General features: G+C 47.7%; 16 protein-coding genes. 11 read left to right on the top strand and 5 right to left on the bottom strand.

The genetic code is table 11. From position 1 onward, the window contains the following. The first annotated feature begins 53 nt into the window (after positions 1–53). The 4 genes from gabT to A1sIIB106_RS01625 all read left to right on the top strand — a co-directional run bounded on the left by gabT (position 54) and on the right by A1sIIB106_RS01625 (position 5,278). A complete protein-coding gene (gabT, locus tag A1sIIB106_RS01610) occupies positions 54–1,394 on the top strand; it encodes a 4-aminobutyrate--2-oxoglutarate transaminase (RefSeq protein WP_095677136.1) in 1,341 nt (446 codons plus the stop codon). 74 nt (positions 1,395–1,468) lie between these two features. Continuing rightward, positions 1,469–4,078 (top strand): helix-turn-helix transcriptional regulator, encoded by a 2,610-nt coding sequence (locus A1sIIB106_RS01615; RefSeq protein ID WP_190277194.1) that lies wholly within the window; start codon positions 1,469–1,471, stop codon positions 4,076–4,078. A 24-nt stretch (positions 4,079–4,102) separates the two neighbouring features. Then, positions 4,103–4,714 (top strand): trimeric intracellular cation channel family protein, encoded by a 612-nt coding sequence (locus A1sIIB106_RS01620; RefSeq protein ID WP_095677138.1) that lies wholly within the window; start codon positions 4,103–4,105, stop codon positions 4,712–4,714. Then, positions 4,715–5,278, top strand: coding sequence for a GNAT family N-acetyltransferase (locus A1sIIB106_RS01625; protein WP_095677139.1), 564 nt, complete (start codon positions 4,715–4,717; stop codon positions 5,276–5,278). On the opposite strand, the gene tgt is transcribed toward A1sIIB106_RS01625, so the two are convergent. Then, complete coding sequence (gene tgt, locus A1sIIB106_RS01630; RefSeq protein WP_190277196.1) at positions 5,275–6,528, bottom strand: tRNA guanosine(34) transglycosylase Tgt; 1,254 nt, start codon at positions 6,526–6,528, stop codon at positions 5,275–5,277. The genes A1sIIB106_RS01625 and tgt overlap by 4 nt on opposite strands. A gap of 32 nt (positions 6,529–6,560) precedes the next feature. Here tgt and A1sIIB106_RS01635 point away from each other — a divergent pair, with 32 nt between their 5' ends. Next, positions 6,561–7,802, top strand: coding sequence for an MFS transporter (locus A1sIIB106_RS01635; protein WP_095677140.1), 1,242 nt, complete (start codon positions 6,561–6,563; stop codon positions 7,800–7,802). A gap of 43 nt (positions 7,803–7,845) precedes the next feature. Here A1sIIB106_RS01635 and A1sIIB106_RS01640 read toward each other — a convergent pair whose 3' ends face one another. Continuing rightward, positions 7,846–8,391: a hypothetical protein gene (locus tag A1sIIB106_RS01640; RefSeq protein ID WP_095677141.1), complete on the bottom strand. Its 546-nt coding sequence runs from the start codon at positions 8,389–8,391 to the stop codon at positions 7,846–7,848. A 68-nt stretch (positions 8,392–8,459) separates the two neighbouring features. Here A1sIIB106_RS01640 and A1sIIB106_RS01645 point away from each other — a divergent pair, with 68 nt between their 5' ends. The 5 genes from A1sIIB106_RS01645 (at position 8,460) to A1sIIB106_RS01665 (ending at position 14,510) form a co-directional block, all read left to right on the top strand. Then, a complete protein-coding gene (locus A1sIIB106_RS01645) occupies positions 8,460–9,446 on the top strand; it encodes an ABC transporter permease (RefSeq protein WP_095677142.1) in 987 nt (328 codons plus the stop codon). A 145-nt stretch (positions 9,447–9,591) separates the two neighbouring features. After that, entirely contained in the window at positions 9,592–11,346 is a 1,755-nt protein-coding gene (locus A1sIIB106_RS01650; protein WP_095677143.1) for an ABC transporter substrate-binding protein, read from the top strand. A 169-nt stretch (positions 11,347–11,515) separates the two neighbouring features. Next, the gene (locus A1sIIB106_RS01655; RefSeq protein WP_095677144.1) at positions 11,516–12,511 is read left to right on the top strand and encodes an ABC transporter permease; all 996 of its coding nucleotides are present in this window, start codon (positions 11,516–11,518) and stop codon (positions 12,509–12,511) included. After that, on the top strand, positions 12,508–13,542 hold the full coding sequence (locus tag A1sIIB106_RS01660) for an ABC transporter ATP-binding protein (protein WP_095677145.1): 1,035 nt from the start codon (positions 12,508–12,510) through the stop codon (positions 13,540–13,542). Before A1sIIB106_RS01655 ends, A1sIIB106_RS01660 begins: the two co-directional genes overlap by 4 nt. Then, a complete protein-coding gene (locus A1sIIB106_RS01665; RefSeq protein ID WP_095677146.1) occupies positions 13,539–14,510 on the top strand; it encodes an ABC transporter ATP-binding protein in 972 nt (323 codons plus the stop codon). Before A1sIIB106_RS01660 ends, A1sIIB106_RS01665 begins: the two co-directional genes overlap by 4 nt. Positions 14,511–14,534: 24 nt before the next feature. Here A1sIIB106_RS01665 and A1sIIB106_RS01670 read toward each other — a convergent pair whose 3' ends face one another. Beyond that, a complete protein-coding gene (locus A1sIIB106_RS01670; protein ID WP_095677147.1) occupies positions 14,535–16,487 on the bottom strand; it encodes a M13 family metallopeptidase in 1,953 nt (650 codons plus the stop codon). Positions 16,488–16,563: 76 nt separating this feature from the next. Between A1sIIB106_RS01670 and A1sIIB106_RS01675 the strand changes: the two genes are divergently transcribed. Further along, on the top strand, positions 16,564–17,046 hold the full coding sequence (locus A1sIIB106_RS01675; protein WP_095677148.1) for a MarR family winged helix-turn-helix transcriptional regulator: 483 nt from the start codon (positions 16,564–16,566) through the stop codon (positions 17,044–17,046). Between the two features lie 44 nt (positions 17,047–17,090). Here the strand turns inward: A1sIIB106_RS01675 and A1sIIB106_RS01680 are convergent, their stop codons facing one another. Next, complete coding sequence (locus A1sIIB106_RS01680; RefSeq protein WP_095677149.1) at positions 17,091–17,594, bottom strand: hypothetical protein; 504 nt, start codon at positions 17,592–17,594, stop codon at positions 17,091–17,093. A 228-nt stretch (positions 17,595–17,822) separates the two neighbouring features. Further along, the gene (locus A1sIIB106_RS01685; RefSeq protein ID WP_095677150.1) at positions 17,823–19,109 is read right to left on the bottom strand and encodes an MFS transporter; all 1,287 of its coding nucleotides are present in this window, start codon (positions 19,107–19,109) and stop codon (positions 17,823–17,825) included. Positions 19,110–19,111: the final 2 nt, after the last annotated feature.

The following is a 19,111-nucleotide window of genomic DNA, read 5'->3' on the forward strand; positions in this document are numbered from 1 at the left end:
TGAGCCTAACTCGTTGCGCCGCAGAAGTTAAAAAGAGGCTCTACAATTTATCCATGACCGCAAAGGACCCTCTCCCGCAATCACGACACTTGGCCACCGCTATTCCAGGGCCAAAGTCGCAGGAGTTAATTGCTCGTCGTAAAGAGGCAGTTTCAGCAGGTTTAGGTATGGCAATTCCCGCTTTTATCGAACGTGGTGAAGGTGCAATCCTGCAAGATGTAGATGGCAATCGCATTATCGATCTCGGTGCAGGAATAGGCGTAGTAAATGTTGGAAATGCCGCACCTCGCGTTGTAGAACGTGTTGTTGACGCTGTGCAGGCGTTCACACATACAAACTTCACTACCGCTCCATATATGGGATACGTAGAAGTCTGCGAAGCGCTTAATCTTTTAACGCCAGGCACCCATAAAAAGAAATCTATTTTGCAAAACTCTGGCGCCGAAGCAGTTGAGAATGCGATCAAGATTGCGCGCCATTCAACAAAGCGCCCAGCGATTATCGTCTTTGAGCATGCTTATCACGGTCGCACCAACTTGACTATGGCCCTTACCGCCAAGAATGTTCCTTACAAAGAAGGTTTTGGGCCATTTGCTAACGAGATTTATCGCATGCCGATGCCTTACTCATTCCACTATGAAGGCAATCTCGCAACGATGGCGCAAGATTACTTAGACATTGTTACTTCAAAGATTGAAAAAGAAGTTGGCGCACATAATGTTGCAGCGATAATTATCGAACCAATCATGGGTGAAGGCGGATTCATCGTTCCACCTAAGGGTTTCTTGCCAGGTCTTTCAAAATTCGCAACCGAACATGGCATCGTCTTTATCGCTGATGAAGTGCAGACAGGTTTTGCGCGCACCGGCAATATGTTTGCCTGCGAAGATGAAGGCGTTGTACCTGACATGATCGTTACCGCAAAGGGAATCGCAGGTGGTTTGCCACTTGCCGCTGTTACTGCGCGCGCGGAAATTATGGATTCATCACATGTTGGTGGACTTGGCGGAACCTACGGTGGAAACCCAATCGCATGCGCTGCCGCCATTGGTGCTATCGAAACTATTGAAGAAGAAAAACTCGTCGAACGCGCCCGCCACATCGGAAAGATTCTTAACGAATCACTAACTGCGCTAGCCAAGAAATATCCAATCATCGGCGAAGTTCGCGGTCGTGGTGCAATGCAGGCGATCGAACTCGTTGAGGCCGGAACAAAGAACCCAAACCCTGCTGCCATGGCTGCGGTAATCAAGTATTGCCAGAGCAAAGGCGTTCTAATTCTTACTGCCGGAACTTATGCCAACGTCATTCGCTTCTTGCCACCGATCGTCATCAGCGATGAATTGCTTAAGGATGCGCTCGACGTTCTGGAAGAAGCTTTCGCCACCCTCTAAATTCACCCGCTTGCCTCACCCTATTAGGGTGATTTCTACTAGCCATTTCGCCCCTTCATGCCTCACCCTTAGGCGTGGCTCCACATCGCGTTAACTTGGGTCAACCCGCTGGGGTGATCCCTGGGGTGGGGCTCTCTCGCACCTTGCCTCCAGTATTGCCCCCAAACTTTCTATCTAGAAAAGAAATACTTGCTGAAGTTGCAATAGATCGTGCTGGCCTGACTTTGATTTCGGCGCCATCCGGATTCGGAAAATCATCGCTCGTAGCCGAGTATTTAACCAGCGTTAGCCACCCAGTTATTTGGTACACCGCAAGCGAACGTGATGGAAGTGCAGATTTTTACGCGCACCTACTGCAAGCAATAAGAAATGTTTTACCTGATTTCGCTCCTTGGTTCACGGGCCCTGAAGATATTTCTTCTCCTGATTTGCTTGGGAGAATCTTCGGCGAACTTGGAATTACAGGAAAACACTTTGTAATCGTTTTTGATAGCAACAGAATGGCAATCGCAGATGATGAGGCCTTATCAAATCGAGTGATAGATCTTCTTCCACAAAATGTACATACAATTGTAATTCGACGGAATAGCCCAGCTGCCAACTATTCGAGTTTAACAAATATGCCAAATTTTAGGGCTTACGGATTAAATGATTTGAAGTTAAGAGACGAAGAAGTCGAACAGATAGCTAGATTTTATGGAATTTCCTCTGATGACGAAGAATCCTTCAAGATTCTCAATTCTGCTCGAGGTTGGCCGGCTGCGGTAAATCTCATTGCCTCAAATATAAGTAGAGGCGTAAAGATAAAGTCAGTGGAAGAAATTGGAAGCTATTCTGCGGAACCACTAAACTTAATTGTTGCCGAGTTATTACGATCACTTGATCCTACAGACCGCGAGATGCTTGAAACTCTCTCCATTTTCGAAGAGTTTTCTGTAGAAGCAGCAGAAATTGCGCTTCAAGATAAATTCTCACTGGCTAAATTAAATTCCTTTGCAACCGAGGCGCTATTTCTAATTCATACCTCTGATTCTGTTTACAAGTTTGCTCTAAATCCGTTAATACGGACATCGCTACTTTTACAGTCAAAATCAAATAGCCAGGGTAGAAAAAATTTGCATTCGAGGTTGAGCAAGCACTTCCAAGATAAACAGGAGCATATAAAGTCTTTGCATCATGCCAAGGAATCTGGTGATGCATCGCAGTACCGTTCGCTCTTTCGCGAAAGTATGCGAAATCTAATTGCTACCGGACGAGGTAAAGAGTTGATTCAGATGTCCTCGATAGTCGGTGATACTTCACCTGTAGGGCTACTTAAGCGCCAGACCGTACAGCTAATCGGCTATGCAGCAGATTTTCAATATGAAAACGCACAGAGCCTCATGGGTGAAATGCGTTTTGCCGCTCGCGACTCCGAAATGGAGCCCTTCATAGACAAGTTTATTGCTGCTGTAAATATCTACATTGATTTCGCGCTTGGTCTGACAGAAGAGCTAGAGATTGATTATGGGAGAGTTCGCCGTGAAGATGATTCACCGCTAGATCTTGGTCTAGCCGATAAAATTTCAATTCTCCGCATAATGTCTGCCAAGGCAGTTATTTATGACAACTCAACTGAACTAGAGTCAATTCAAAAAGAAGCATATGAAATAGCTGGTAATGATAATTCGAATTTAGTTTTGTATTTGTTAAATGCTATTGAAGCATCAACCTTACTTAGTCGTGGAGAGTTTAAAGACGCTCTTCTAATTGCAAACAATGTGATTGCGCAAGCATCGCGATATGGATACTCAGGAATTTTCGGCCCACTTGATGCGATGTATGTTCGGGCACGTTGTTTATTAGAATTTTCACAAGTCACCGAATGCATGACACTTTTTGAACAGATGAGAAACTTGGCTAATTCATGGTCACAACCGGTCTGGTGTTTCATAGCGGAGAGTTTCATAGCTCGAGATTTGGCGCTTAAAGGTAAGAGTCAGGCAGCGCTGGAAATAGTTCGTAGAGGTCGAGACCGCGCTGCTGCAATGCACCTTCGAAATGGTCTTATTACATATTGCGACTTGACTGAAATGTTTATCAAATACACGATGAAAGACTGGGAACGTGTTGGTGTACTTCTGGGCCGCTTGCCCGACTTCCTAGTAGTACAGCGAATAAGACCAATCCACGCCCAGCAAACTGGAAGGAAATCTCCGGCCTTTGTAGTCTCTGAGCTTCCTAATCTGACTGCGAAAGATCAAATCTACAAATTGCTTTCAGAGACTGAGGAGAATATTGATAAAGAAAAGATTGCTGTTGAGTCGATGAAAAAGGCGCTTGAAATAGGCGCACGCGTTGGTGCTAAAGAGACTTTTTTGCGCCAGGATGTCGATATTCTGAATTTGATTATAAAGATTGCCACCGAGAAACCCACCGTTTATCTGGAAGAGCTTGCCTCATTGATTACATGGCGCCTAAAGGAGAGGTCGGAAAAAACTGCAAGCCTTAACGCCGCTCTAACCAAACGCGAATTAGAAATCTTGCGCCACTTGGCAACGGGGGCGCCGATAAGCGCGATTGCAACCAATCTCCATGTCTCGCTCAACACAATGAAGACCCACCTAAAAAATGTTTATCGCAAAATTGGTGCATCAGGTCGGGATGAGGCTGTTGCTAAGGCGAAGAGCCTTTATATTCTCTAGATGGACCTCACCTATACTTATTGAGTGGATTTAGAACTTTTAGTTAATCTCCTTGACCTAGCTGGCACCTTTGCCTTTGCTTTAGTTGGTGCGCGTATCGCCGCTGATAAAGGTTTGGATTACGGCGGCATCGCATTTATCGCAGCCATTGCCTCGCTTTCTGGCGGAACATTCCGCAACCTGCTTCTGGGGGAGCGCCCACCTTGGGTTTTACACACTTGGTTATTTGCAGGCGTTGTAATTGCAGTGTTAATTACTTTGGCAATTCAGAGAACAAGTCCAGTCGGTCGATTGGTACTTACTCTCGACACTATTGGCTTAGCGGTTTGTTCGGTATCAGGTGCGCAATTTGCACTGACACATGGAGCACCATTTGTGGCTGCAGTATTTCTTGGCCTTATCGGAGCAGTAACTGGTGGGTTGCTGCGAGATGTACTTTGCCAAGTTGAGCCAGTTTTGCTGCACCGTGAAACCATAGGAACATCTTGTTTAGCGGGATCACTTGTCTATGTCACAGGCGACTACTTTGAATTGAACTCTGGTTTTGTCGCGCTATCAGCAGGTCTAGTCGTCATCATTGTTCGCGAACTTTCTATCCGCTTTGACTGGCATCTGCCAAAGGTGGGCGCGCGTTAAGTGCATCTGAAGCAACCCGTTATCTCGACTGCAAGACTTGAGCTTCACCATATTGCAGCTGATCGACTGATTGATCTCTTTGAAAAGCGTGACGATACTTTTGCGCTTCGTGGCGAGACTTTCACCAATCCGCTTCGTAATTTGATTGATTTTCAAGGACCACTTGCCTGGCGTGTGCCGCAAGTAAAGGCAGATCCGGCAACCAATAAATGGTTTGTTCGTTGGATTGTTCTAAAGGAAAATCGCGAAATTATCGGTAGCACCAGTTTTCATGGCGCTCCAGATGAGCAGGGAATGATGGAGATCGGCCTTGGAATAGAGAGCCAATACCAGAACCAGGGTTACGCGAAAGAAGCGTTGCTCGGCATGTGGCGCTGGGTCTTAACTTTTCCCGAAGTGAAGACGCTGCGATACACGGTAAGTCCTGAAAATCTTCCCTCAATAGCAGTCATCAAATACTTCGGTTTTGACTTTAAGGGACAGCAGATTGATGAAGAAGATGGTCCGGAAGATATTTACGAGATGGATCGCGAAACTTTCCTAAAAAAGTGGGGCGCTAACTAATCGCGAGATTGACCAGATCTATGGGTGTAACGCCCTAAGAATTCTTTCTTCATATCTATAAAGTTTCCATCAATGAGCGCCTGACGCATCTGATCTACTAAGCGAACCACAAAACGTTCATTGTGGATCGTTGCCAGAGTTGCGGCAACCATCTCTTTACCGCGGAATAAGTGGCACAGGTAAGCGCGTGTGAAATTAGTGCAGGTGTAACAATCGCATTCGTCATCAATAGGGTTGAAGTCGCGCACATATGGTGCGTTAGAGAGGTTAAATCGCCCCTGCATTGTGTAGACGGCGCTAGAGCGCGCGATACGTGATGCAAGTACGCAGTCAAATGTATCTACGCCATTTTCAACACCGACAAATAAATCTTCAGGTGCGCCTATGCCGAGTAAGTGTTTCGGCTTATCTTCAGGCAAGGTGCTATTTACCCAACCAACGATTGTGCCAAGGGATGATTTATCGAGAGCTCCACCAATACCGAATCCATCGAATTCGATTCCGGAAGATGACATTGTGCCTAAATCATTCGCTGCTTTCTTGCGGAGATCTTCATATTGCGCACCTTGAATAACGCCAAAGAGCGCCTGGTATGGCTTATCGCTACGGACATCAGTTAAACGCTTATGTTCATCTAAGCAGCGGATCGCCCAGTCGTAGGTGCGCTCCATCGCCAGCTCTTGATAAGGACGAGTGTTATGTAGCGTTGTGCATTCATCGAAAGCGAAGATTATGTCGGCACCAATTTTATGTTGGATCTGCATCGATATTTCCGCGGTAAAGCGATGCATCGAACCATCGAGGTGCGATTTAAATGTAACTCCATCATCATCTACATGGGCTAAACGCTCTTTATTTCCAGCGATAACTTGATCTGATCGGAAAGTCTTGGCATCCATCGCCAAGACTTTTTTAAATCCAACCCCCAGTGAGAGAACTTGAAAACCGCCGCTATCGGTAAAGGTTGGCCCTGGCCAACTCATAAATTGGGCTAAGCCACCTGCCTCATCTAAAACATCAGGGCCGGGCTGTAAATAGAGGTGATAAGCATTGGCCAATAAAGCTTGTGCGCCAAGATCTTGCATCGCTGCAGGTAGAACTGCTTTAACTGTCGCCTTTGTGCCAACTGGAATAAATGCTGGAGTTTGAATATCGCCATGTGGAGTAGAAAGTGTGCCAACGCGCGCCAGAGAATTTTCTGCGCTCTTCTTTATCTCAAATGAGAAGTTTTTTGCTGCTGGAGTCGACACAAGCGTTATTGTCTCAGATATAGACTGCCCTGATGTTCGCAGGAAAAGCGCCCTTTCAAGAGTTCACTTCTCTTTTAAATCCGCATTCGCGACGCATTGTTGCGGGAATCGCTCTCAGCGCCATTGGTCGCGGAATGACGCTCTCGTTGTTAATGGTCTATCTCCACGATATCCGCGGATTTTCTATCGCATTTGGTGGAGTCGTAATGGCATGGGGCGCGCTCTTTGGGATTATCTGCACCCCACCACTTGGATCGCTGGTGGATCGCATCGGACCAAAGATCGTGATGCTTGCCGGCCTTGTTATATCTGGTCTTTCAGCCCTTGCCTTCGCATTTGTTACAACTCAAGCACATGCGTTAATTGCAATAACTCTCTTCGCATTTGGTGGTCAATGTGTTTGGCCTTCGCAGATGGTGATTTTGACGCGGGTTACACCGATAAAAGATCGCACCAAGATCTTCGGCTTTAACTTTATGTTGATGAACCTTGGTCTCGGTGTCGGTGGATTTATATCGGCTCTGATTATTCGTGAAGATTCAATTCTTTCTTATCAAATTATGTACTTTATTGATTCACTAACTTACTTTGTCTTTATCTTCTTTATTTGGGGACTTAACACCCCTCATGCAGGCAAGTATGTTGCGAAAGAGCATGAGCCCGAGAAGGGGAGCTATCGAGAGCTATTTGCGATTAAAGAGTTGTCGATCCTGACTATCGCAGGAATTATTCTCTTAACTTTTGGATATGGACCGCTGCAATCAGGGCTTCCAATTTATGCCACGCAATATCTTGATTTAGCACCTAACTGGCTGGGGATTATCTTTGGGGTAAATACCTTTGCCATCGTGGCTTTCCAACCGTTAGTTTTAAAGCTAATCGCGAATTATTCTAAGTACAGCGCGCTGATTGCGGTGGCAATTATTTGGGCGCTTTCTTGGCTGGCCGTTGGTATCTCGCCATACCTTTCAATGTTTATGGCCGGTATCGCACTTTGTGTTAGCCAATTAATCTTCGCCTTTGGTGAGATGGTCCATGCACCAACTAGCCCGGCGTTGACGCAAGAACTTGCTCCCGAACATATCCGCGGTCGCGCAAGTGCGCTAACTAGTTTGCAGTGGGGAATTTCTGGAATTGCAGGTCCCGCCGTTGCCGGGTTAATGATCGGTGCAAATCTAGAACAGCTCTGGGTCTTAACAATGGCTATAGGCGTTCTAGCGCCAATACCTTTATTTACTTACTTAAAGCGCACCACAAATAAGGCAAAGAAATAGCCCGCCCACGCAGATTGCGTGAACGGGCTACTTATTTAATTATTTAAGCGAGTTTTCCAGCCACTTCTATCAAAGTAGTTACTCCATTTGAAAGAGTTACTGAGATTTCTTCTCCACCCTTACCTGGGCAAGAAAGTCCCCAAGAGAACTTGGCAGATGCACCTGGAGCAAGCGGAGTAATTGGTGCGCCCTCCATCTGGTTATCGCCATCAAAGATATCGACGCATTCGCCAGTGGTTGTTGAACCCTTAACGATTAGCGTTGCTAAATCTAAATCTGCAGCAGAGCCATTTTCAACGGTTACATTGAAGCGTTCATTGATCTGACCTGGGAGCATTCCTGATGCAAATTTTCCTGGTGTGAAGCTAGCAGGTGAGGAAAGTGTGTAACTGACCTTATCTGGCGTCACAACTGGCGCATCAAAACCACCAGATGCCTGTGGCGCTTCCTCAACTTCGGTTACGAGTGATTGGTCATCAACTTGAGCAACCTCATCGCCGCCACATGCAGTGAGCGTTAATGCGAGGGCAAAGGCGATTCCGGCTGGTACAAATTTAGATCCAGCGCGGGAAGATTTAACGGTAAACATTGAGGCCTCCAAGAGAAATTTCAGTATGCAGGTGACTATTTACTAGCCATAAGTATAGAGTAGCCCGCATGTCTCTCAACTCAGCCGCAAACTCAGAAGTTGACGCACCAGTTAGTGCTAGCCCTGTAATTGCCGGCCGTAGCCCACGCCAAATTGCCTGGAGCCGCTTTAAGCGAAATAAAGTAGGCATGGCAGCAGCTGGAATCAGTATCTTGCTATTGAGTATGTCGCTCTTTGCTCCGATTGTTTGCCGCATTTTGGGAATTAATCCAAACGACCTGAATCTCGATGGTTTAGATAGCAGTGGGGTTCCCAGGGGTGATCTTGCTGGCTTCAGTAGAGAACATCCGCTCGGAGTGATTCCAGGCACCGGCCGCGACTTGCTGGCACAACTTTTATACGGATCACGAATTTCGTTCATGATCGCAATCCTCACAACCACAACAGCGCTAACTATCGGTTTCTTTGTGGGAATCGTTGGTGGTTATTTCCGCGGCCGCGTTGATGGATACCTTGGTCGCTTCACCGATTTTCTTCTCGCATTCCCAGCCTTCTTTATGATCGTTGCACTTAGCGAACCGATGGTTGATCGCATTGAAAAAACTGGAATCGTTGAAGGAAATGGCGCTCGCGTTCTCTTCTTAATTATTTTCCTATCGTTCTTTGGATGGCCAGGATTTTCTCGACTAATCCGTTCGCAAGTACTTTCACTTCGCGAACGCGAATTCGTGACTGCCGCACAAGCGATGGGTGCAACTCGTCGTCGCATTATTTTGAAAGAACTCGTTCCAAACCTTTGGGCGCCAGTAATCGTGGTTGTCTCACTATCGCTTCCTGGTTATTTGGCATCTGAGGCAGTCTTCTCATTCTTAGGCCTTGGCGTTCAACCACCGGCATCTACTTGGGGCATCCTTCTTTCCAATGCCACTCGCTTCGTAACCGTTATGCCGAGCTTCTTCCTAATTACCGCAGCCTCCCTAGTCATCGTGGTTCTGGCCTTTAACTTGGTCGGCGATGCGCTGCGCGATGCGCTTGACCCAAGAGCCGACAAGTAACGCCTCGATAACGATTCATCTGCGGGGCTTAAATCACCCCTGCTCCTACCGCCGAGTATTCACTTTTCGGACATTTTCTGCTTAACTCAACCCACTCGTAGTGCGGGTTTGCCCGCCACTACATCCCAATCGAAAGGATTACGGAATGAGCCCTCGTTATGCTCTTCGTCGTGCCGTAGTTGTTGCATCTGCAAGCGCTTTGCTTCTCGGAACCGTTGTGGTTGCTGGAACAAACGCTGCATCTGCTGCAACAACACCAAAGACAGGTGGAATTCTCACTTTTCTTGAGCACGAACCACGTCTTGATCACATGGATCCAAGCCGTATCTACACCGGACGCGACCTCGCGTTTATGAATTCATTCCACACTCGTACTTTGGTTGCATACAACCCAGTCCCAGGTGCTGCAGGAGCAAACCTTGTTCCAGATCTAGCAACTAACACTGGTGTTCCAAGCAACGCTGCTAAGACATGGAAGTTCACACTTCGTCCAGGCACAAAGTTCGAAGATGGAGTTCCAATTACTTGTGAGCACGTCCAATACGGTACATCTCGTGTATTCGCACAAGATGTAATCAACAACGGACCTACTTACTTGCTTTCATGGCTTGATATTCCAAAAGATAAAGATGGAAATTCAATCTACGTTGGCCCATACAAGAGCACCAAGGCAGCACAAGCTGCATTTAATAAGGCAGTCTCTTGCTCTAAGGACAACCGCACAATTACTTTCCAACTGAACAAGTCAATTGCTGACTTCAACTACTTGGCTACATATGGTGTTATCTCACCTATCCAAAAGAAGAAGGACACAGGCGATAAGTACGACCTAAACCCACAGGCAACAGGTCCATACAAGATCGTAGAAAACAGTGCTAACCAGCTTCGTATGGTCCGTAACTCAAACTGGTCAAAAGCATCTGACCCAGTGCGTACTCCATACCCAGATGAAGTAATCATCCAGTTCGGTCTTGATGAAGAAGTAATCGACCAGATCATGTTGGAGGACACAATTCCTTCAGCTATGAACTTTGGTGGACCACTTCCAACAAACAAGGACAAGTTCTTCACCGACGCGAAGTTCAAGAACCGTCGTATGAACAACTCAGATCCATACGCCATCTACATCGCATTTAACGTGAAGGCAATGCCTTGCTTGGAAATCCGCCAGGCAATGTATTACTCACGTGATGCAAAGGCGCTTCTTGACTACGCAGGCGGCCCAACTTACGCAGGTTCATACGCAACCGGTGTAATCAGCCCACTCGTAGCAGCTGACTACGCACCTACCAAGGTCGTTGGTCCAGGAAGCCCTGATTTCAAGCCTGAAGGAAACGTTGCTAAGGCGAAGGAATTGATGGAAATCGCAAAGACCAAGTGTCCTGCTGATTACAAGAAGGCAACTGAAGATGGAATCACATTGGACGTTCGTCAATCTGTAACTCTTAACGACACTATTCCAATCAACGAGGCTGCTTACGGTCGCGCTGGAATCAAGGTTAAGTGGAACATCATCAGCTCTGGTTACTACTCAACAGTTATGAACCCTGACAAGCAGAAAGATATGTCTGCTTCTGGTTGGGGTGCTGACTGGGCAAATGCTTCAACAGTTATTCCAGAACTATTTGCATCATTCGGTGGATTTAACCTTTCACAGAACAGTGCAGATCCTGCTTACAAGGCCTTTGAAGATAAGGTCAACATTGCGATGAAGACAACTGATCGCAAGAAGCAAGCAGCGATGTGGAAAGAACTAGATGCATATGCAATGAAGCAGATGTGGGTATTGCCAACAACATTTGGTAAGGCTCAAGAAATTTGGGGCTCACAGCTTGCAAACGTCTTCTTCTGGGTACCTCAGGGTAACCCTGCATACGGAAAGATCTGGATTAACAACTAATCCAAATCTTTACCTGCAAGCGCTTTAAGTAGCGCAAATAGCAGTAGAGACAGGTACTTCCGGCGCTAAGCAATTGGCGTCGGAAGTACCTTCTTACTGGTAGGTTCAACTTTCTTTGAAGACCAACTAAGAATATAAATAGTAAAAAACGTAAGAGAGGATTGAATAGATGCTGAAATTCATCGGGCGCCGCGCAATATTTGCAGCCTTCACAATCCTGATCGTCTCTGCAGTTGTCTTTGGAATCTTCTCTCTGCTCCCATTTGATCCAGCCGCCCTTACTTGTGGTCAGCGCTGTACAGATCAGATTGTTGAAGCAAATCGAATTCGCCTAGGTTTTGATAAACCAATTTATGAGCAGTACTGGCTCTTCCTCTCTGGAATTTTTGCTGGCCGTACCTACGGCGCCGGCAGCGCAGCCTTCACTTGTCCTGCACCGTCTTTTGGATACTCATTTAATGAAAATGCTTGTGTTACAAATTTATTGGTTGACGCCCTTCCTATCACTATCAGCCTTGCTATCGGAGCGCTTTTACTCTGGCTTACTGTGGGAATTGGCTTAGGTATTGTCGCCGCTAAATTTAAAAACCGCTGGCCAGATACCGGTTCTTCAGTCTTCGTGCTACTGGCAACTTCGCTTCCAACATTTGTTACTGGCCTAGCACTGCTTATCTGGGTAACCATTAAATGGAAGTTAGTGCCGCTATCACTACAGGGCTACACCTCACTATTTGATAACCCATTTAAATTTGTCGAATATTTCATCTTGCCTTGGATCACCTTGGCGATTGCTTATGCGGCGATCTACACCCGTTTTACTCGTGCCGCACTTCTTGAAACCCTCGGCGAGGATTACATCCGCACCGCGCGCGCAAAAGGAGTTGCCGAACGTGTCGTTTTCTTCAAACACACATTACGTGCCGTGCTTGCTCCGTTAATTACTTTAGCTGGACTGGACTTTGCTGGACTTATAGGCGGAGCAATCATTACCGAAACGATCTTTAACCTGCCAGGACTTGGCCGCCTAACCCTGCGCTCGGTTTACGAATTCGATCTATCTGTAGTTCTTGCAACGACCATCTTGGCGGCAACTGTCGTAATCGTGATGAACTTAATCGTAGATATGTTCTATGCGGTACTTGACCCACGGGTGCGAATTACATGACCGAACTACTTCGAATTCAAGACTTACACGTCTCCTTTAAAACCGATGACGGCATGGTCCGCGCCGTAGATGGCGTATCGCTAACTCTTAACGCCGGTGAAACCGTTGCCATCGTGGGCGAGTCAGGTTCCGGTAAAACCGTTACCAGCCTTTCTGTAATGGGCCTTCACAAAAAGGGATCGGCTCAGATCTCGGGATCAATTTCTCTCAACGATGCCGGCACCTTCAAAGATGTTGTCTCGCTAAACGATGATGCGATCCGCGATATCCGTGGGCGCGCAGTTGCGATGATCTTCCAGGATCCCATGTCCTCACTGCATCCTTTTTACAAAATCGGTAGCCAGCTTGCTGAGGCTTACTTGGTTCACAATCCAGGTAAGAAGAAAGAGGCGATGGCCCGCGCAATCGAGATGCTTGATCTAGTTGGCATTCCAGAGCCAGCAAAGCGCGCCGTGGAGTTTCCGCATCAATTTTCGGGCGGTATGCGCCAGCGCGTAATGATCGCCATGGCTTTGATGAACTCACCACAAATCTTGATCGCAGATGAACCAACAACTGCGCTAGATGTAACTGTGCAAGCCCAGATCTTGGCGCTACTTTCAAAGCTTAAGAAAGAATTTAATATGGGTATCTTGTTGATTACCCACGATCTTGGCGTAGTTGCACAAGTGGCCGATCGCGTAAATGTTATGTATGCCGGGCGCATCGTTGAAGAAGGGCCAGTTGATGACCTCTTCTACTCACCTCTTGCTCCTTACACACTCGGACTTCTTAAATCAGTGCCACGTGTTTCATCAAAGAACGAACGCCTCAAGGCGATTCCAGGACAGCCTCCTTCACTAATTAACTTGCCGGTTGGTTGCCCATTTGCACCACGTTGTGAGTACAAGCAACATTCATCAGAATCTGGTTGCAACACAACAAAGCCAGATCTAATCGGCACCTCAGCAACCCATCGCTCTCGCTGCCATATCCCTGAATCTCTGCGTAATGATTTATTTGCTAAAGAGTTAAAGGAGTTACAGTCATGAGCGATGTAATTCTTAAGGTAGATAATCTTGTTAAGCACTTCCCAACCGGCAAAGGCAAGCGCGGTGAAAAGGAAGTTGTAAAGGCTGTCGATGGAATCTCCTTCGAGCTAAAAGCTGGCGAGACTCTTGGCCTAGTAGGCGAATCCGGTTGCGGTAAAACAACTGCCGGTCGCACAATCTTGAAGCTAAATGAGCCAACCTCGGGCAAGTTGATCTTCGAAGATCAAGACATCACCGATTACAGCGCAACTAAGATGCGCGCAATCCGCGCCCAGATGCAGATCATCTTTCAAGATCCATACTCTGCGCTAAATCCACGTCAGACAATCGGCAAGATTATTTCTGCACCATTTGAAATCCAAGGAATCACTCCACCAGAAGGCGTTAAGACTGCCGTGCAAAACCTAATGGCGCGCGTTGGTCTAAACCCAGAGCACTACAACCGCTACCCACACGAGTTCTCAGGCGGACAGCGCCAGCGCATTGGTATTGCACGCGCAATCGCGTTAAAGCCACGTTTTATCGTTGCCGACGAACCAGTTTCAGCCCTCGATGTTTCGATTCAGGCACAAGTAATTAACTTGCTGGAAGATCTGCAAGAAGAAGAGAAGATCAGCATGGTCTTTATCGCCCACGATTTATCTGTGGTGCAACATATTTCAGACCGCGTAGCAGTTATGTACCTTGGCAAGATGATGGAGATCGCAGCAACTGCTGATCTATATGCCAAGCCGCGCCATCCTTACACAACAGCGCTCTTATCTGCGGTGCCGCTGCCAGATCCACGATCTGAACGCACTCGCGAACGTATTATCTTGACCGGAGATCTACCTAGCCCAATTAATCCACCATCAGGTTGCGTCTTTAATACCCGTTGCTGGAAGGCGCAAGATAAGTGCCGCACCGAAGTGCCACAGTTGGTACAGCTCGGGGCTTCACAAGTGGCCTGCCACTTCCCTGAAAACTAGTTCTTAACTAGTTCTTAAATCTAGCTACCAGATCTCGACTCTCTCGCTTTCAGCCAGCCATAACTTGTCGCCTTCGGTTACTTCAAAGGCCTCATAGAAATCACTGAGATTGGCAACGATCGCGTTGCAACGGAACTCATATGGAGAATGCGGATCAGTTGCGATGCGCCGGCGAAGTTCTTCGGCACGAACCTTGCCGCGCCATGCTTGCGCCCACGATAAGAAGAAACGTTGTTCACCCGTTAAACCATCGATTACAGGCGCTGGAGCGCCCTTTAGAGCCAATTTATAAGCCTTAAAGCCGATTGCAAGGCCGCCAAGGTCTCCAATGTTTTCTCCGACCGTTAGAGCGCCATTTACATGGATATCTGGGGTCTCTTCTGGATAAAGGGCATCAAATTGTTTGATCAACATATTTGCGCGCTTTTCAAATTCGGTGCGATCGGATTGGGTCCACCAATCGATCATGTTGCCATCGCCATCGAATTTAGAACCTTGGTCATCAAAGCCGTGGCCGATTTCATGGCCGATAACCGCACCGATTCCGCCGTAATTGGCTGCGATATCTGCCTCTAGATCAAAGAACGGTGGCTGCAAGATTGCCGCCGGAAAGACGATCTCGTTCTGGATCGGGTGGTAATAAGCGTTAACGGTCTGCGGGGTCATCAGCCATTCGGTCTTATCAACTGGCTTACCGATCTTGGCTAATTCGATATCGCGTGAGAACTTGGTGATGCGGCCAATGTTTACGAAGAGGCCGTCTCGGGTAATGGTTAGCGCTGAATAATCGCGCCACTTGTCGGGAAAGCCGATCTTTGGCGTGAACTTTCCTAACTTATCTAAAGCCTTGGCTTTGGTTTCTGGGCTCATCCAAGAAAGTTCGTTAATGCTGATTCGGTAGGCCTCGATCAAGTTATCAACTAGTTCGAGCATTGCGGTTTTAGCTGCCTCTGGGAAATGGCGCTGTACATAGATGCGGCCGATGGCCTCGCCAAGTGCGCCTTCTACAAAGGAGATAGCGCGCTTCCAGCGAACCCGGATTTCGGGGGTGCCAGATAAAGTCTTGGCATAGAAATCAAAGTTCTGATTTACAAATTCATCAGGCAGGTAAGCCGCAGCACCTGAAATCAACTGCCACTTCATCCACGCCTTCCATGGGGAGGGATCGAAATTTTCTAGGATGCCAGATAAGCCGGCAAAGAATGGTGGCTGTTGCACAACTAGCTCGTCGAAGGCCGCCTTTGGAATCTGGCTGTACTCAAGCCAGGTCGCCCAATCAAAGTGTGGGGCAAGGGCGCAGAGCTCTTTAAAGGTCATCTTGTTATATGTCAGTTCGACATCGCGATCTTTAACCTGATCAAAATGGTGTGATGCAATTTGGGCTTCTAGGGCGTAGATCTTTTCTGCTAAATCCGCGCCGTTATCAATCTTGGCAAGTGCGAACATCTTGGCAACATGGACTTTAAAGGCTTTACGAATTTCTTCATATTGTTCCTCGCGGTAGTAAGCCTCATCCGGCAAAGACAATCCGCCTTGCCCCAAATAGATAATGTTCATTTCGGAGTTCATGGCATCGCCGTAAATTCCAAGACCGAATGCGCCACCTAGCCCGCGCATTTCTAGATCGGCCATCGTCTTAATAAATTGATCACGAGTTTCGATGCGATCGATTGCGGTGAGATCTTCAAGCAGGGGAGTAATGCCGGCTTTGGTGATCGCATCAGTGTCGAGGAAGCAGTCATATAAATCGCGAATCTTCTGGGCATCGCCTTCGCCTTTGGCGGTCTCGATGATTTCGCGGACCTGGGCTTCAGCCTCTAAATAAAGTTGGTAGGTAATGCCATCGGAGGAGCGATCTTGTGGGATCTCGTGGTCCTTGAGCCAGCGGCCATTGAAGTAGCGGTAGAGATCATCTTGGGGGCGAAAAGTTTTATCGATATGTGAAGGATCGATCCCACTGCGTTGCTGCTTAGTCATGACTTCCTTTGTTCTCGTAACCGTCAAATAAGTAGTTGAAAGTTCAACTTTGCGGAAATTAACGTATGATTGCCCAATGGCACGGCAAAACGCTACCTCACCTCGCTGGCTCAATGCTGCTGAAATGAAGGCTTGGCGCCGCTATATCGTGGCTAGCCGGCGATTGCTCGAAGCCCTGGATTTAGACCTAGCCCACCATGAACTTTCTATGGCCGATTACGAGATTTTGGCTCAATTAAGTGATGCCCCAGAACGCCGGATGCGTATGTCAGAGCTAGCCGATGTGGCGATGTTGTCGCGCTCGCGCCTTTCGCATCGCATGAAGGTAATGGAGAAGGCCGGCTGGGTAAAGCGTGAGGCTTGCCCTATAGATAAGCGCGGATATTTTGCGGTGATGACCGCTAAGGGTTGGAAGGCGATCGTTGCTGCCGCCCCGGACCATGTAGATAGTGTGCGCTCACGTTTTGTTGATCATCTATCGAAGGGCGATCAAGCAGCGCTTGCAGAAATTTTTGAGCGAGTTTCAGAATCGTTAAGAAAAGAATTGAAAGATAAATAAAAAACCCGCCACATAAAGTGGCGGGTTTTTTATTAAGTAATGAATTACTTAGCTGCTGCCTTCTTGCGGCGGCGCTTCTTTGGAGCAGCTGCTGGAGCTGCTGCCTTCTTCTTGCGACGCTTTGGAGCTGCCTTCTTAGCTGCTGCCTTCTTGCGACGCTTTGGAGCTGCCTTCTTAGCTGCTGCCTTCTTGCGACGCTTTGGAGCTGCCTTCTTAGCTGCTGCCTTCTTGCGACGCTTTGGAGCTGCCTTCTTAGCTGCTGCCTTCTTGCGACGCTTTGGAGCTGCCTTCTTAGCTGCTGCCTTCTTGCGACGCTTTGGAGCTGCCTTCTTAGCTGCTGCCTTCTTGCGACGCTTTGGAGCTGCCTTCTTAGCTGCTGCCTTCTTGCGACGCTTTGGAGCTGCCTTCTTAGCTGCTGCCTTCTTGCGACGCTTTGGAGCTGCCTTCTTTGCTACTGCTGCCTTCTTGCGGCGCTTCTTTGGAGCTGCTGCTGGAGCTGCTGCCTTCTTGCGACGCTTCTTTGGTGCTGCTTTCTTAGCTGCGGCCACGTACTTCTCCTATCGGAATGGTTCGGATCCGTCACCCAAACCTGTTCGTGGATAAGTGTGACGGAAATGTAAAAATATTGCTAGTACATAGCGCGAAAAAACGGAGTGCGTGTCGCAATTTATTTTTTTATTTTTTTGTGCATTTAAGAAAAAAATCGCCAAATGATTTACCTAAATCGCCACCGATTTTTGCGATTTTCTCCGCACTTTTGCGAAAATTGGGAAAAATTACTCCGTTTTTTCGTCTTCCGCGCGAATTCTGCGCATTTCAACGGCATATTCGTTCGTTTCAGAGTCATATTTTCGCAATTTCGGCAGGCAAAGGGCCAAAATTGCGACCGAAACTATGCAGAGAACCCCTCCAAAAGTTACTGAGAAGTTCAATGTGGTAACCGCCGCCATCGATGCCGCACGCATCTGGCCGGCTAGTGGGCCAATTGAATATGAAAGTAGTTCGATCCCTGCAAGGCGTCCGCGGTATCCATCTGGAATTGTTTGGTTCCAAATTACTCCACGGAAAAGCGCACTGACCATATCGGCGGCCCCGGCCATGGCAAGAAATAGCAGAACCAGAATCAAGGAATTGGATAACCCGGCAAATGCAATCGCTGCGCCCCAACCGATAGCCGCCCAAATAACCGCCCGTCCATGAAAACGATAGGTGCGCGTCCAACCACTTGTCAGAGTTACTGCAACCGAGCCAACAGTTCCGGCGGCATAGAGCAGACCGAGCGCCCAAGGTGCGCCAAGTTGGTCTGCCCAAAATGGAAAGAGCGCAATTGGCATCGCAAAGAACATCGCAGCTAAATCAACTAGGTAAGTTCCCATTAAATCTTGGCGGCTAAATGCATATCGCACACCCTCGATTAAGCCTGCCAGAGATGGTTTTTGGGCCTCTGGATTAGCGGGTACGTTTTTAACGCGGGCCAAGAATGCGAGTGAGATAAAGAAGGTTGCGACATCTGCGATGTAACCAACTGAAACGGAGAAGGTTGCAATTAAAACTCCACCAATTGTTGGACCGATGATCACACCGAGCTGCCATCGCAGTGACATCAACGCACTTGCCGCCGGAAGATCGGCATGGCCAACTAGCCGCGGCAAGATGGCATCGGCGCTAGGTCGTTGCAGACCATTGACGGCGGCAAATAAACCGATGACGACATAGATCAAAATTAGATTGGGGTTGGGAGAGATGGCGTTGACCAACAAGATTGCGACCAGTACCAAGGATGCAAACTCGGTCGCCCAGATCATCTTCTTGCGATCGACGTAATCGGCTAAGACCCCGCCATAGAGCCCAAAGAGAATCAGCGGCACGATCTCGACCACCCCTGAGATACCAACTGCGATGTAAGAGTTGGTCATCTCTTTGATCTGAAACGGGACGGCGACGTAAGTAATCATCGACCCGAGGTAGGTAATCAGGCCAGAGGCCCACAAATTTCGAAAATCTGGGTATTTTTTGAGCGGAGTTAGATCAATCGCAAATTTTGAACGCTTATCTTCTTCCACGT

This window comes from Candidatus Planktophila lacus (genome assembly GCF_002288325.1).
GTDB lineage: Bacteria > Actinomycetota > Actinomycetes > Nanopelagicales > Nanopelagicaceae > Planktophila > Planktophila lacus.